The 15,482-nt window shown below is 36.9% G+C and carries 13 protein-coding genes; 3 read left to right on the top strand and 10 right to left on the bottom strand.

Annotated features, from left to right (window positions below; all coding sequences use genetic code 11):
* Positions 1-141 precede the first annotated feature (141 nt).
* A complete protein-coding gene (lexA, locus tag HRK21_RS12215; protein WP_003723438.1) occupies positions 142-756 on the top strand; it encodes a transcriptional repressor LexA in 615 nt (204 codons plus the stop codon).
* 30 nt (positions 757-786) lie between these two features.
* The gene (locus HRK21_RS12210) at positions 787-1,311 is read left to right on the top strand and encodes a GNAT family N-acetyltransferase (RefSeq protein WP_070006632.1); all 525 of its coding nucleotides are present in this window, start codon (positions 787-789) and stop codon (positions 1,309-1,311) included.
* A gap of 33 nt (positions 1,312-1,344) precedes the next feature.
* Here the strand turns inward: HRK21_RS12210 and HRK21_RS12205 are convergent, their stop codons facing one another.
* From HRK21_RS12205 to HRK21_RS12165, 9 genes are all read right to left on the bottom strand, one after another.
* Complete coding sequence (locus HRK21_RS12205; protein WP_070006631.1) at positions 1,345-2,640, bottom strand: arsenic transporter; 1,296 nt, start codon at positions 2,638-2,640, stop codon at positions 1,345-1,347.
* A 144-nt stretch (positions 2,641-2,784) separates the two neighbouring features.
* On the bottom strand, positions 2,785-4,119 hold the full coding sequence (gene glnA / locus HRK21_RS12200; RefSeq protein ID WP_003738833.1) for a type I glutamate--ammonia ligase: 1,335 nt from the start codon (positions 4,117-4,119) through the stop codon (positions 2,785-2,787).
* Between the two features lie 70 nt (positions 4,120-4,189).
* A complete protein-coding gene (locus HRK21_RS12195; RefSeq protein WP_003719570.1) occupies positions 4,190-4,558 on the bottom strand; it encodes a MerR family transcriptional regulator in 369 nt (122 codons plus the stop codon).
* 200 nt (positions 4,559-4,758) lie between these two features.
* On the bottom strand, positions 4,759-5,985 hold the full coding sequence (locus HRK21_RS12190) for a methionine gamma-lyase family protein (RefSeq protein ID WP_003738832.1): 1,227 nt from the start codon (positions 5,983-5,985) through the stop codon (positions 4,759-4,761).
* Positions 5,978-7,201, bottom strand: a complete 1,224-nt coding sequence (gene hflX / locus HRK21_RS12185) for a GTPase HflX (protein WP_077952760.1) — start codon at positions 7,199-7,201, stop codon at positions 5,978-5,980. The genes HRK21_RS12190 and hflX overlap by 8 nt, the downstream gene beginning before the upstream one ends.
* Before the next feature lie 109 nt (positions 7,202-7,310).
* Positions 7,311-7,544, bottom strand: a complete 234-nt coding sequence (gene hfq / locus HRK21_RS12180; RefSeq protein WP_003719566.1) for an RNA chaperone Hfq — start codon at positions 7,542-7,544, stop codon at positions 7,311-7,313.
* A 122-nt stretch (positions 7,545-7,666) separates the two neighbouring features.
* A complete protein-coding gene (gene miaA / locus HRK21_RS12175) occupies positions 7,667-8,584 on the bottom strand; it encodes a tRNA (adenosine(37)-N6)-dimethylallyltransferase MiaA (protein ID WP_070006629.1) in 918 nt (305 codons plus the stop codon).
* 126 nt (positions 8,585-8,710) lie between these two features.
* On the bottom strand, positions 8,711-10,387 hold the full coding sequence (locus HRK21_RS12170) for a glycerol-3-phosphate dehydrogenase/oxidase (RefSeq protein ID WP_003738829.1): 1,677 nt from the start codon (positions 10,385-10,387) through the stop codon (positions 8,711-8,713).
* 232 nt (positions 10,388-10,619) lie between these two features.
* Complete coding sequence (locus HRK21_RS12165) at positions 10,620-11,318, bottom strand: glycerophosphodiester phosphodiesterase (protein WP_069888882.1); 699 nt, start codon at positions 11,316-11,318, stop codon at positions 10,620-10,622.
* Positions 11,319-11,530: 212 nt separating this feature from the next.
* Here HRK21_RS12165 and HRK21_RS12160 point away from each other — a divergent pair, with 212 nt between their 5' ends.
* Complete coding sequence (locus HRK21_RS12160) at positions 11,531-13,417, top strand: acyltransferase family protein (protein ID WP_070006628.1); 1,887 nt, start codon at positions 11,531-11,533, stop codon at positions 13,415-13,417.
* A gap of 32 nt (positions 13,418-13,449) precedes the next feature.
* On the opposite strand, the gene inlK is transcribed toward HRK21_RS12160, so the two are convergent.
* Positions 13,450-15,222, bottom strand: coding sequence for a class 1 internalin InlK (gene inlK / locus HRK21_RS12155; protein ID WP_070006627.1), 1,773 nt, complete (start codon positions 15,220-15,222; stop codon positions 13,450-13,452).
* Between the last annotated feature and the right edge of the window lie 260 nt (positions 15,223-15,482).

Here is a 15,482-nt window from a genome sequence, read left to right as displayed (position 1 = left end):
AAAAGAATGTACGTTCGCTTTTCTATATTATAGAACAACCGTTCGTATATGTCAATAAAAAACGAACCTTTGTTTGCATATTGGTTTTTCTTTTGCTATACTTGAATTATAAAATAACCATTAAATCAATGAGGTGAAACCATGAAAATATCTAAACGCCAACAAGATATATATGAATTTATAAAATCAGAAGTAAAAGAAAAAGGTTATCCACCTTCCGTCCGCGAAATCGGCGAAGCAGTTGGCCTGGCTTCCAGCTCTACTGTTCATGGACATCTTGCTCGCCTTGAAGGTAAAGGCTTAATTAGACGGGACCCAACAAAGCCTCGTGCGATTGAAATATTATCTTTAGAAGACGAAGCAGAGACACCCAATGTTGTAAATATTCCTATTATCGGGAAAGTAACCGCCGGAATGCCCATCACTGCAATTGAGAATATTGATGAATATTTCCCACTACCAGAATACATGGCAGCTGGTGAAACCAATGTCTTCATGTTAGAAATCGACGGTGAAAGTATGATAAATGCCGGAATTCTTGATGGTGATAAAGTAATCGTTAGACAACAAAGTTCTGCAATCAATGGCGAAATCGTCGTAGCAATGACAGATGAAAATGAAGCTACATGTAAACGATTCTACAAAGAAGCGAACCATTTTAGATTACAGCCTGAAAACGACGCTTTGGAACCTATCCTTTTAAACAATGTAACGATTTTAGGAAAAGTAATCGGTCTTTATCGAGATATTCGCTAATTTTATTCGTTTGAACAGGTGGTTATGCACATGATTTATTTTGAAACTGAACGGCTTATTGCAAGAGATTATTTCGCAAGCGATTATCTTTCTTTTAGTCAAATGAATGCAGACGCACATGTAATGAAATACTTCCCAGCCACATTAACTCAAAATGAAAGCAATGCATTTCTTGATAGGATTCAAGCAGAACTAAAGTCACTTGGATACGGTCTCTTTGCCATTGAGGTTAAATCCACTGGTGAATTCATCGGTTTTACCGGATTTCATGAGGCTACATTTGAAGCTACATTTACTCCCTGCACGGAGATAGGTTGGCGATTAAAACATAGCGCTTGGAACAAAGGCTACGCCACGGAAGCCGCACTTGGCGCATTAGCATTTGCTGAAGAAATCAACACTATTAACGAAATATACAGTTTTACCGCCGTACTCAATAAACCTTCAGAAAATGTCATGCAAAAAATTCATTTAACAAAAATAGCTACTTTTGAACATCCCGCTTTAGTAAATGGCAATCCACTAAAGCCTCATGTTCTTTATAAGAAGGCATAACAAAACCCCTTGCACTCCATTGTGCAGGGGGTTTTAATTCCAAATAAGTAGTGAAAAATATAGTCCGATGAGCGTTAGGAATAAAACTGGAATAGTAATTACAATGCCAATTTTAAAATATGAGCCCCAACTTATTTTTATTCCTTTTTGCGCTAGAACATGTAGCCAAAGTAACGTTGCCAGCGAGCCAATTGGCGTTATTTTTGGACCTAAATCAGAGCCAATGACATTTGCATAGACTAACGCTTCTTTTATCACTCCTGTATATGACGTATGATCGATTGCAAGTGCATTTATCATCACTGTCGGCAAATTATTCATGACAGAAGATAGTAAGGCAGCAATAAACCCCATTCCAACCGTCCCTGCAAATAAACCAAAGTGCGCTACATATGAAATTGCTTCTGACAATAATTTTGTGATACCGACATTTTGTAAACCATATACAACTACATACATACCAACCGAGAAAAACACAATATTCCAAGGTGCTCCTTTTAAAATTGCTTTTGTTGAGACGGCATGACTTTTTGCACTGACTACTAAAAAGATAACAGCGACTAGTAAAGCAATAAACGACACTGGAATGTCTAAAAAACTACTCAAAAAATAGCCTGCTACAAGAATGATAAGTATTCCCCAAGAAACACGAAACAGCTTTTTATCTTTAATTGCAGAAGCCGGCTCTCGAATCACTCGCGTATCATACTTTTTAGGTAATGCTTTCCGAAAATAAAAATACAAGATTAAAACGCTCGCAACTAAAGAGAAAATCGTTGGAATCCACATAACAAGCGCATACTGCGAAAAACTAATGCCGAAAAAATCAGCCGAAACTATATTAACTAAATTACTAACTACGAGCGGTAAGGATGTCGTATCCGCTATAAAACCACTAGCAATAATAAAAGGAAATACCTTTTTCTCATCAAAATTCAGCGCTCGCACCATCGCTAAAACAATTGGTGTCAAAATTAGCGCTGCCCCGTCATTAGCGAACAACGCAGCGACGAAAGCTCCCAAAACAGAAATAAGAATAAACATTAACAACCCATTACCTCTTGCTAACCGTGCCATATGTAAAGCTGCCCACTCAAAAAAACCAATTTTATCTAAAATCAGCGAAATAACTATAATAGCAATAAAAGCGAGGGTCGCATTCCAAACAATTCCAGTAACTGTTGCAACATCTGGTAAAGTGACAACACCAAGTAATAAGGCAATTAACGCACCGCCGCACGCTGACCATCCGATTGATAAATTTCTTGGTTGCCAAATCACAAATAACAATGTAAAGGCAAATACTAAAATAGCTAAAGTAATCTGCATTTCTCCCCCTTTCTCTAATGAAAACAGCCTTTTCACTAGCACATTTTTAAATATATGCCTCTATTTACCAAACATCAAACATTTGATACCCATCTTCCAATAAAAAAAGCACGCTTCCATCTATAGGAAACGTGCTTTTGATTATTAATAAATTTCAAGATATTGTTCGCGTTCCCACGGATGAACCGCTGTACGGAACATATCACACTCAATTGTTTTCGCTTCAATAAAGTGTTCGAAAATGTGTTCACCTAAACCATCTTTGATAATTTCATCTTTTTCAAGTTCGATCAGAGCGTGACCTAAGCTTTCCGGAAGATCATAAATTCCAGTTGCTTCGCGTTCTTCTTCGTTCATTCCGTAGATATTACGATCAACTGGTGCTGGAGGAGTTAATTCATCTTTAATTCCGGATAAACCAGCTTTTAATAATACAGCCATTGCTAAATATGGATTAGCTGATGGATCAACACTACGTAATTCCAGACGAGTACTTAATCCACGAGAGCTTGGAACACGTACAAGCGGGCTACGATTTTTACCTGACCACGCGATGTAACAAGGTGCTTCATAACCGGGAACTAAACGTTTGAATGAGTTGATTGTTGGGTTTGTAACAGCCGTATATCCACGAGCATGTTTTAACATCCCAGCTAAGAAATGATAAGCAGTTTTACTTAATTCAAGTTCACCACTTTCATCGAAGAAAGCATTTCCTTTTTCATTAAATAGCGACATATTGAAATGCATTCCGGAACCATTGACACCAAAAAGTGGTTTCGGCATAAATGTTGCATGCAGACCATGTTTACGAGCAATTGTTTTAACAACAAGCTTAAATGTTTGGATGCTGTCACACGCGGTAATTGCATCTTCATATTTAAAGTCAATTTCGTGTTGTCCTGGTGCTACTTCATGGTGAGACGCTTCGATTTCAAAGCCCATTTCTTCTAATTCAAGCACGATATCACGGCGACAGTTTTCACCTAAGTCAGTTGGTGCTAAATCGAAGTAACCACCACTATCATTTAATTCAAGTGTCGGACGACGATTTTCATCTAATTTGAATAGGAAAAATTCTGGCTCAGGTCCTAAGTTGAACTCTGTGAAACCTAATTCTTCCATTTCTTTAAGTACACGTTTTAAGTTAGCACGTGGGTCTCCAGCAAAAGGAGTCATATCAGGATTATAAATATCACAAATCATTCTTGCAACTTTTCCTTTTTCAGCTGTCCATGGGAATACCACCCAAGTATCTAAATCTGGGAATAAATACATATCAGACTCTTCAATTCGTACAAAGCCTTCAATGGAGGAACCATCAAACATGATTTTGTTATCTAGCGCTTTCTTTAGTTGGCTAACAGGAATTTCCACATTCTTAATAATCCCGAGAATATCCGTGAACTGTAAACGAATAAATTTTACATTTTGTTCATCTGCGAAGCGGAAAATGTCTTCTTTTGTATATTTTGCCATAATCTAAATTCCTCCTAAATAATCTAATTATATTAACTTCTAAATAAAGTAAATACCTCTTCTTGTCTTTTTAAAACCTTGGTAATTGTTGTTTTCCTGTCGCATCTTGCTTTACGAAACGGCCAGCTTGTTGCATTTCTTTTCTAAGTATTTTGCGTACATCATCATCTGTCAAAGGTTCTTTAGATTCTTTTTGTTGCATTTGATACATTTTCTTAATTCCCGCAATATTCAGACCATCATTCAAATAATCTTTTATCTCTAGCAGAACATCAATGTCTTGAAGTGAATACAAACGGTGATTTCCTTGATTTCGTGCCGGATGGATTAATCCTTGGTCTTCATAGTAGCGAATTTGTCTAGCGGTGAGATCAGTTAGCTTCATCACAGGCCCAATTGGAAACAGCGGCATTGATCTCCGGATTTCCTTTTCACTCACGACAATTCCCCCTCAAAACATATTTATTTATTGATGATAGTAGCATTATAATGTACGTTAGATGTTTTGTCAAATTTATGTAAGATAATCTAACATATCGCGAAATCCATTGTACACCAATGGGTTTCACATAAAAAAACCGCGATTAAAACCATCGCGGTAAAATTTAAAAATATTTTTTGCAAATAAATGTTACTTTTTTATACTATTTTCTGGATCGCTCGAGTCACTGCAATTTTGATATGTTCATAGGTCAAACCGCCTTGAACATAGAGTTGATAAGGTTCTCTAATCGGCCCATCTGCTGTTAGTTCCAAACTCGCGCCTTGTATAAATGTCCCAGCTGCCATTATCACGTCATCTTCATAACCTGGCATATATGCACCGATTGGCAAAACATGCGCATTAACCGGTGAGGCTGCTTGAATAGCTTGCGCAAATGCAACCATCTTTTCTTTGTTATGGAAGGAAATGCTTTGTATTAAATCAGTTCTCGGCGCGTCCCATACTGGATCAGCTTCTACACCAAACTCCGCAAGCATGGCAGCCGTGAATCTCGCTCCTTTAATTGCCTGAGCTGTCACATGAGGGGCTAAAAAGAAACCTTGATACATTTCTAATAAACTATAGAGTGATGCGCCTGCTTCTCTACCTATTCCAGGTGTAGTTAAGCGATAACCACATAAATCTACTAACGCCTCTTTCCCTGCAATATAACCACCCGTTTTCGCCAATCCGCCACCAGGATTTTTGATTAATGAACCTGCGATAATATCTGCTCCAACTTCTGGCGGCTCCTGATATTCCGCGAATTCTCCGTAACAATTATCTACAAAAACAATTACTTCTGGATTGATATTTTTTACAAACACAATCATTTCTTTTATCTTTTCTATTGTAAAAGAAGGTCTATCCGCATAACCTCGTGAACGTTGAATTCCAATCATTTTTGTTTTTATTGTCATTTTTTCCGCTATTCTCGGAAAATCTATATCACCATTTTCCAGAAGCGGTACAGAGCTGTAACCAATATGAAAATCTTTTAAAGAACCTTGTCCTTGATTTCGGATTCCTACAATTTCTTCTAACGTATCATAAGGTTGACCAGTAATATAAAGTAATTCATCATTCGGGCGAAGAATGCCAAATAATACGGTTGAAATTGCATGCGTTCCTGAAATTATTTGTGGACGTACAAGAGCGGCCTCTGTCTTAAACACACTTGCATAAACACGTTCTAATGTATCTCTACCTTCATCATCATAACCGTATCCAGTGGAAGGATGAAAATGAAAATCACTTACTTTATTCTCTTGAAACGCATCTAACACTTTCGCTTGATTAAATTCAGCAATTTCGTCTGTTTTATTTTGCAAATCATCAATTTGAGTTTCCACTTTTTTTCGTATCGCTTGAATATTATTCATTATTTAGCTCCTTTCTCGGTTTGTATCCCTCTATACGGTAACTTTGTTTACTTTCAATATATGCTAGTTTCGTTACCCAAGCTTGTTGTTTTATTTGTGCTAATTCTTTTCCTTTTTCTTCTGAAAGTTCTATCGTAAAGTGAGTCCAATTTTTTTCAATTAATTGTATCATTCGCTGTTTAATCGTATCTGGGGCCAGTTGATCTAATGCCGATATAAGTAGGCTTTCTGGTTGATCAGGTACGAACGTGGCCGGCGCCTGATCCATTTTATTGTAGATGACTAATGTTGGTAGATGGTTCATTTCAAGTTCCTCTAATAAGGAAATTACCGTCGTTTCGTGCTGCAAATAGTCTGGGTTTGATGCATCTACTACATGAATTAACACATCTACATTGGCTGTTTCCTCTAAAGTAGAGCGAAACGCTGCAATCAAAGTCGTGGGCAAATCTTGAATAAAACCTACTGTATCTGTCAAAAGCGCTTGAAACCCACCGGAAAAGCGAATCTTTCGAGTAGTCGGGTCAAGCGTTGCAAATAATTTATCTTCTTGTAATGTTGATTCATTCGTTAACCGGTTGAAAATAGTTGATTTCCCCGCATTGGTGTAACCGATTAAACCGAACCGAAAAACGGATTGTGTATTTCTTCGTTCAATGATTCGCTTGCGATGCTGTTCAACATGTGTTAATTGCGCTTTGATATCATGCATTTTTTCACGAATATGTCGTTTGTCCATTTCTAGTTTGGATTCACCCGGCCCTCTCGAACCGATACCTCCTCCAAGTTTTGATAAGGAAACACCTTGTCCACTGAGCCTTGGTAAAAGATATTTATATTGCGCGTATGCGACTTGCAGTTTTCCTTCTTTGGATTTTGCGCGCATGGCAAAAATATCTAGAATTAATTGTGTTCGGTCAATTATTCGTGCCTCAACCGCCTTAGAAATATTGCGTACCTGTGTCGCACTAAGTTCACTATTAAATATAACAACATCCGCCTCATGCATTTCCACTAACGCAGCAAGTTCTTCCAGCTTACCTGAACCAATGAACGACGCTTGATTTACTCGTTCTAATTTTTGAATTAATTCATCTACTACCTCGCCATTCGCCGTTTTAGCTAGACTATGTAGTTCATTCATGGAATTCCAGAAAGCTTCTTCTGTTTTATTTGGCAAAATCACGCCTACAAGTATTATTTTTTCTCGTTCCACAAGCATTTCTCCCTTTTTCAGACAAAACTAATCGTAGCATATTTTCTGCATAAAAAAAAGACATGAAACATCGCAAAAAAGCGAGTTCCCTGTCTTTCAAGTAAAGTACTTATTCCGCATCCGGATTTAAAGCGACATTCTTCTGCGGGGAGAAAGTTGAAATTGCGTGTTTAAATACAAGTTGTTGTTTTCCTTCGACATCTAGTAGTACGGTAAAATTGTCAAAACTTACAACGCGTCCTCTTAACTGAAAGCCGTTTGTTAAAAATACAGTTGCAAGAATTTTCTCCTTACGCAATTGATTTAAGTAATAGTCCTGTAACCCTTGTCCACCTTGTTTCATAATTTCCCTCTCCAATCTCTATCTTATACTAAAAAATTCCCCAAACCCCAATGAAGTTCCATTGCACAATTGGTTGGCTAATTTCAAATACCCTTTATTTCTTCCTACCAAACAGAAAAGCGTTATTTAGCTGTTAAAAAGGTTGTTGCTTTATTTAATGCTTCTGATTCTGTACTGCTAACACCCGCCTGAATCCAGTCAATATCCATTCTATTTCTAAACCAAGTTAACTGTCTTTTCGCGAAATGTCTTGAATTTTTTTGAATTAATTCTTTCGCTTCTTCTAGAGTGCTCTTTCCTTCAAAATAAGGAAATAATTCTTTGTAGCCGATGCCACGAACCGCTGGAACGTCCACTAAATGTTGCTCGAATAAATTTTTTGCTTCAGTTATCAAGCCTTGCTCAAACATTAGATCCACTCGCTGATTTATTCTTTCATAAAGTAGTTTTCTATCTAAGTCAAGCCCTAGAAAAAGTGGTTTATATGTATTATTAAGTACATTATGCACTTGATATTCCGAGAAAGGCTTTCCTGTTAGATGCATTACTTCTAATGCTCTAATCACTCGACGCTTATTGTTTTCATGTATCTGATGTGCACTTTCCGGATCTTGTTGCTCGAGCATTTGCCATAATATAGCTTTATCTAATTGTTCTAACTCCGCTCGGTAAGCCTTATCTTCGCTTGCGTTCCCAAAACCATAATCATAGAAAACAGATTGAATATAAAGTCCTGTTCCACCGACAATAATTGGTAATTTACCAGCTTGATGTATTGCTTCTATCGATTTCCTTGTTTCTGATTGGAATTTTGCTGCGGTGAACGGTACAGAAGGATCGGTCACGTCTATAAGGTAATGTTTGATTCCATCCATTTCTTCTGGTGTGATTTTTGCTGTACCAATATCTAATCCGCGATAAACTTGCATAGAGTCCCCACTAATGATTTCTCCATCCAAACGCTTCGCTAGTTCAATACTTAAACTTGTCTTGCCGACAGCAGTTGGGCCAACGATGACGATGACAGGAATCTTGCTCAAAAAAAAACCTCCTTTTCGTCTGTAATCAATGTACCACGAAAAAGGTATCTTGAAAATAGCGAAAATGATTTTTTTCATAAAAAAAGCGCAAATCTTTGGAAGATATGCGCTCTTTTTGGTTTATTATTATCTATCGTGCCAATCAGCTGGCTCTCTGGCATCGTTAATTTGGATATTTAATTCTTCCATATAAGTCTGTTTTACATCATCGCTCCAGTGGAATTGTTTAGCCATTTCATCTACAACCGCATCTTTCCATTCAAGTAAGTACGGCATATCAAAAAGTAAGTAGCCTGTTCGACGTAATAAGAAATCAATTGGCGTTGTTACTGCTTCGTGTTGAATCGAATAACGTAATTCCGCATATAAACTGTTTGGCAAAGTGGTTTCGTTTTGTTCTTTATGTTCTTGTGCGTACGTAAACAATTGATCGATATTGCTACCGAAACGTTTTGCCATCTCGCGGCCTTCTTCTAATGTCCAACCAAAGCGATTATTTCCTTCTTTCGCTTTCTTAGATAGGAATGCTTCTAATTGTTCTGAGCCACCAATGTCGCCACCAGAAATAGGCAAATGTTTTGTTTGAACTGGTTTGTATTTTTTACCGGTTTCTTTCGCTAGTGATTTAGAAACATCATCTAATAATTTTTCGGCCATTTTTCTATATCCAGTAAGTTTACCACCGGCCATTGTAATTAAGCCACTTTCAGAAAACCAAACTTCATCTTTACGAGAAATTTCGGATGGATCTTTACCTTCTTCATAAATAAGTGGACGAACTCCAGCCCAACTTGATTCAATGTCTTTTTCGGTAATATGCACATCAGGGAACATGTAATTAATTGCTTTAATCACATAATTATGATCGGATTCGAGTGCTTTCGGATTGATTACTGCTTCATCATACACGGTATCTGTTGTCCCAACGTAGACTTTTTTATCACGCGGAATAGCAAAAACCATGCGACCATCGGGCGTATCGAAGTATACCGCTTGTTCCATTGGGAATTTTTGTTTATCAATAACTAAATGAATTCCTTTTGTTAAGCGTAAATGTTTGTTGTTTGTTGCATAATCTAATTTTCTTACTTTATCCACCCACGGGCCGGCTGCATTAATAACGCGGTGACCTTTAATGTCGTATGCTTTACCAGACAGACGATCTGTTACGGTTACGCCAACTACTTGTTTATTGTCATCATATAAGAAATGCTCTGCTTTCGTATAGTTAATGGCATTTGCTCCGAGTTCTACCGCTTTCTTCATGACTTCTATTGTTAAACGCGCATCATCCGTACGATACTCTACGTAGTAACCAGAACCTTTTAAGCCATCTTTTTTTACGAAAGGATTTTTGGCTAAAGTTTCTTTTGCGCTTAAAATTTTGCGGCGTTCATTTTTCTTTACACCTGCTAAATAATCATATAAACGAATCCCAAATGAAGCAGTTGTTTTGCCCATATTTCCACCTTTATGGAATGGAAGCATCATCCATTCAGGTGTTGTTACGTGAGGTCCATTTTCATAGACTATCGCACGCTCTTTTCCTAAATCTGCTACTTCCTTAATTTCAAATTGTTGCAAATATCGCAGTCCTCCGTGGACTAGTTTTGTCGAACGGCTGGATGTACCACTTGCAAAATCGCCCATTTCAACAAGTGCAACGCTCATTCCTCTTGAAGTTGCATCTAAAGCGATTCCTGCTCCTGTAATTCCGCCACCGACGATGACTAAATCAAATTTTTCCTCTTGAAGATTTCTTTCGATTGTTTCTCTGTCAAATGCTGAAAATAATTGTACCATTTTGTTTGCCCCCTTCAAATTGTTTATCATCTGAATTATGCCTTCTTCGTTACTTTTCCACTTTTCAATCTAACTGAAACGCTTTAAGTTTAAAAACAAAAAAAGAGACTGCAAAGTAAGGCGATTGCGCTCGCCTTTTGCAGTCTCTCCGAATCTCAGACAATAATATTTATTAACTTACTACGATTATAGCTTTTAACGCTGGATAATGAAAGCGTTTTGCTCATGGAATTTAGCGCTCCTTCCATAATGCCACTGCTCTTTCAGGGAAATCTGTCATTATTCCTTTGGCATTAGCTTCTAGAAAATGCACCATAGTTTCATCTTTATTCACTGTCCAGTATCGTGCTGCAATTTGCTTTAAGATAGGATTTTTCATTGCTTTTACTGGCGGATGCACTGCGTCAAGCTGGATTTTTTCATGTAGAGGTAATACTTCTTCTAAGTTTTCGTGTGTAATTAAAGCTAGTTTGGCAGTTGGCTCTAATTCTCTTAATCGAATGAGTGTATCTGGGTTAAAAGAAGAATACATCCGCTTGACTTGAGGGAATTTTCCCGCTAAGTCTAAAACCTTTTGTTCTATTCCTTCATATTCAAAGACGTCCGTTTTAAGTTCGATATTTAGTATAATATCAGAGCCACTCACTAGCTTAAAAACTTCTTCTAAAGTCGGCACACGAATTTTTCGGAAAAATCGTTTGCCAATCACTAGTTTCTTCACTTCTGAAAGAGTGTGATCTTTCAAAAAGCCACTTCCATTTGTTGTCCTGTCAACTCGTTCATCGTGCATAACGATTAATTCTCCACTTTTCAGTACATGAATATCTAACTCGATGCCGTCTGCACCAGATGAAACAGCCGCTTTCATCGCTGGTATCGTATTTTCCGGATGTGTTCCACTACTGCCTCGATGGGCAAATATTTCCGTCAAAATGCTTCCCCCCAAACTATTTACTTATATTTACTATAACAAAAATAAGCAAATATACTCAAATTTTTAAAATCTATCAATTAATTCAGCATTTTAAATTACTTCTTGATTTATGTATGGTATTATAGTATGGAGCTAAAAACAGATCTCTTTACTATCTCTGTCTAGGTTTACACACATATATTTACTTATCACAAATAGGAGATGTTATTTTGAAAAGGACTACTCGCTACAGTAGAAAATATGTTCCGAGTATTGATGGACTCCGAGCACTCGCAGTTCTTGCAGTAATCGCCTACCACTTGAATTTCAGCTGGGCAAAAGGTGGATTCATCGGCGTAGACATATTTTTCGTCTTATCTGGTTATTTAATTACAAATATTTTATTAACACAATGGGAAAAAACGCAATCACTGCAATTAAAACAATTTTGGATTAGACGTTTTCGGCGACTCATTCCTGCCGTTTATGTAATGATTGTGGTAGTTGTTATCTATGCCGTTTTCTTTCACCCAGAAATTTTAAAAAACTTACGCGGCGATGCGATTGCTTCTTTCTTTTATGTAAGTAATTGGTGGTTCATTTTCCACAATGTTTCTTATTTCGATTCATTTGGACTCCCATCACCACTTAAAAACTTATGGTCATTAGCTATTGAAGAACAATTTTATGTGATTTGGCCCGCTTTTCTACTTGTATTTCTTAAATGGGTCAAAAATCCGAAACTACTTTTAAAAATCGTTATTGGTCTTGGTTTACTTTCCGCCATTTGGATGACGATTTTATACGTTCCAGGAACAGATCCGAGTCGTGTCTACTATGGGACGGATACAAGAGCATTTGATTTACTGGCAGGTTGTGCACTTGCATTTGTATGGCCTTTTAATCGGCTTAGCCCTGTAGTACCTAAGAAAAGTAAGGCAGTTCTTAATATTGCCGGAACAATCAGTATTCTTTGTTTTGTTCTATTCACCGCTTTTGTAAGTGAATATCAACCTTTCTTATATCGCGGTGGTTTGTTATTCGTTGCGATTCTTGGCGTTATCATGATCGCAACTATCTCTCACCCCGCTTCTTATCTAAGTAAAATTTTCAGTTTTAAACCGCTTAGATGGATTGGAACAAGGTCTTACGGTATTTATCTATGGCACTATCCAATTATTACATTAACTACCCCTGTATTAGAACTTACGCAGCCTAATATTTGGCGCGCTATCTTACAAGTTGCGGCTACATTTATTATTGCTGAATTATCATTCCGCTTTATTGAAACGCCGATTCGAAAAAATGGTTTTATTAACTATTTCAAAGGCTTTAAAGATAAAAACTATTTCGTCTGGAAAAACAAACCTATTGGCAAGTGGTTAAGTATTGCTGGTGTTGTAGCTGTTTTAGCGATATTCACTCTTGGTATGACTAATGTTCTGTCCGTTAATACCAATGCAGAAAAACAACAAACTTCTGTTAAAACCACTACTTCTACTCCAGAAACGAAGAAAGATACGAAAAAAGAAGCAGATGAAAAAGCAGCGAACGAAAAAGAAAGCTCAAAAGAAACAGACGCTGACAAAGCTAGCGGACAAGATGAAACGCCAGAACCGGACAACAAAGATAAATCTGCCGCCGCTCCAAAACCAACGATTACACAAACAGTAGCGATTGGCGATTCGGTCATGCTTGATATTGAGCCTTACTTGAAGGAAGCTGTCCCTAATGTCACCATTGATGGTCTTGTCGGACGTCAATTACGAGATGCTATTACGACAGCGACTGGTTATAAGAAATTCAATAGCGAAAATAGTTCTGTCATTCTTGAGCTCGGGACAAATGGTCCATTCACAGAGGATCAATTAAATAGCTTATTAGATCAATTTGATAAAGCAACCATTTATTTAGTAAATACGCGAGTACCTCGTGGTTGGCAATCGGAAGTAAACAAAAGTATTGCTAACGCCGACTCACGACCTAATGTAACCGTTGTTGATTGGTATTCAAGATCTAGCGGTCAATCACAGTACTTTGCCCCTGATGGCGTCCATTTAACTAAAACTGGCGCTCAAGCTTATGTAGCAATGTTAACTAGTGTTATGAATAAATAAGCATCTGCCCTTTCTCGGGGCAGATGCTTTTTTTATTTTTTCCTTGAAACAATAAAGCTTAGTCCGATTAGTAGAAATCCTACAGAAATCCCTCCAACAGGTAAAGAATCTCCTGTTTTAGGTAAAGCATTTTTACTTGTTTCCTTTTTTACATTATTTTCTTTAACAGTTATTGATGGAACTTTATAACTTGGAACTTCCGGTTTACTTACGTTTGGATTGATAACTGGATTTGGTGTTGGCTCAGGTGTCGGGCTTGGTGTTGGATCCGGTATTGGTGTTTCATTTTCAACAATAACCGTTACTGACACTGGCACAGCTTTTTGTAAATCATTTTCCGCGTTTAATGTAACGACATATTTTCCTGGTTTGGAAAGATCTACAATCGCCCCAAAATCACTTGTAATCGCTGTTCCATCATTTGTCTTTGCTTTAATATCGGCTAGAAATCCTGCTTCTGTTTTAGATGCATCAAGTTTATAAGTGATTTTTTCATCAGCAGTAATCGCTGTCTTTGCTTTAATGATTACGTTTACTTGAACTGGCGCCGCCTTCAATCCGGCATTATTTTCAGATTGTAAAGTAACTGTATACGTCCCAGGGATCTTGAAATCTACTTTATCAACGAAATCACTTGTAACGGTTGAGTCATCATCAGTTTTCGCATGAACATCTGCTAAAAATTCTGCTTCTGTCACTGGTTGATTTTCTATATATGTTTTTTCACTATCAGCAGTGATATTCAAAGAGTGATCAACCGTGAAATAATGATCATAAGTAGGAGCAGATATAGTGTAAGACCCACCATTTTTAAATTGATCAGGAATATTGTAAGATTGAGTATTCAAATCAATTCTCGCATTGTATTCCATTTTTTCAAGATGATCAAATTCTGTTTTACTCACATCACTCACTGTTAAGCCATCGCTTGTGATTGTTAGTCTATCCCCACTTACTTGTTGCTCATTCATTGTAAAGTAAGTATTGTTACTTGCTGTTGATTTCACAAAATCTGGTACATAGCCATCATAATTAACAGTCCGTTCCGTCATCAAGCTGAATGGAATGTATAATGTTTGATTTTCTGCATTGTACGTTAATTTACTACTTTTAATATCGGAGTTAATTAATTTTTTACTGCCTATGTTTTGGCCATATGCATACAGTTGATTTAATTTAGGAAAATCTTCTATGCCTCGATAATCATGCACTCCATCAAATTGAATATTTAACTTCTCCAGTTCTGGCATAATTTTAAGGAGCATAATATCCGTTATTGCACCATTATTACTAAGGTTTATACTGTTTACATTCGGAAGAGTATTTATTTTAGTTAAAACAGAATTATCATGCGCGCTGTGTGAAAAATCTAGTAGAGTTAAATTAGTAAGGCCACTTAAATTCGGTATTTTATCAGATGTAACATCAGCTCCCATAATACACAACCGTTCAAGGTTAATAATACTTCCTACTTGGTTATAATTTGTTGCATGAATATTGGTTATGGTTAAATCTTTTAAATTATGAGCATATTCAATACCGGTTAAATCAATAATATTTATATTTTCTAATGTAATGCTTGTTAATGAATCCATTTGTGCTTGGGTAATATCTGCTGTGCTCGCCTGCCCAAATCTTCCATTTAAATATTTTTTTAAATTAGTATCTGGTATATTCACGTTATCTTGACTTGCTTTTAATCCAGTTTTCTCTGCAGCAAATACCGGGAATATAGTTTGCGAAACCGGGACAGCAAGTACAGCAAAACATATCCCAATTTTCACGATATTTGATTTAACTGACATAAGTCATTATCCTCTCTACACTATTTATATTCATTTAGTAAAATTTATTAGTTATCCTCAAAAGGAACTTTATGATGTAATTATAGTCTTCTCACCTCATAAGACCAATAGACAAAATGTGTACAAAAATGACTTGAAAAGTAGATTTTAATACCTTTCATGGACTTTTTTACTCATTTCCCATGATTCCATGCGACTTTTAATCACCATTTAAGTTAGTAAAAAACCAGGCTTATTTGTCAAAAATATATCGAAATCAT

It is taken from the genome of Listeria monocytogenes, from assembly GCF_013282665.1.
GTDB classification, from domain to species: domain Bacteria; phylum Bacillota; class Bacilli; order Lactobacillales; family Listeriaceae; genus Listeria; species Listeria monocytogenes_C.
Note: the sequence above shows the minus strand (reverse complement) of the source record. Positions and strands in the feature narration are given on the sequence as shown.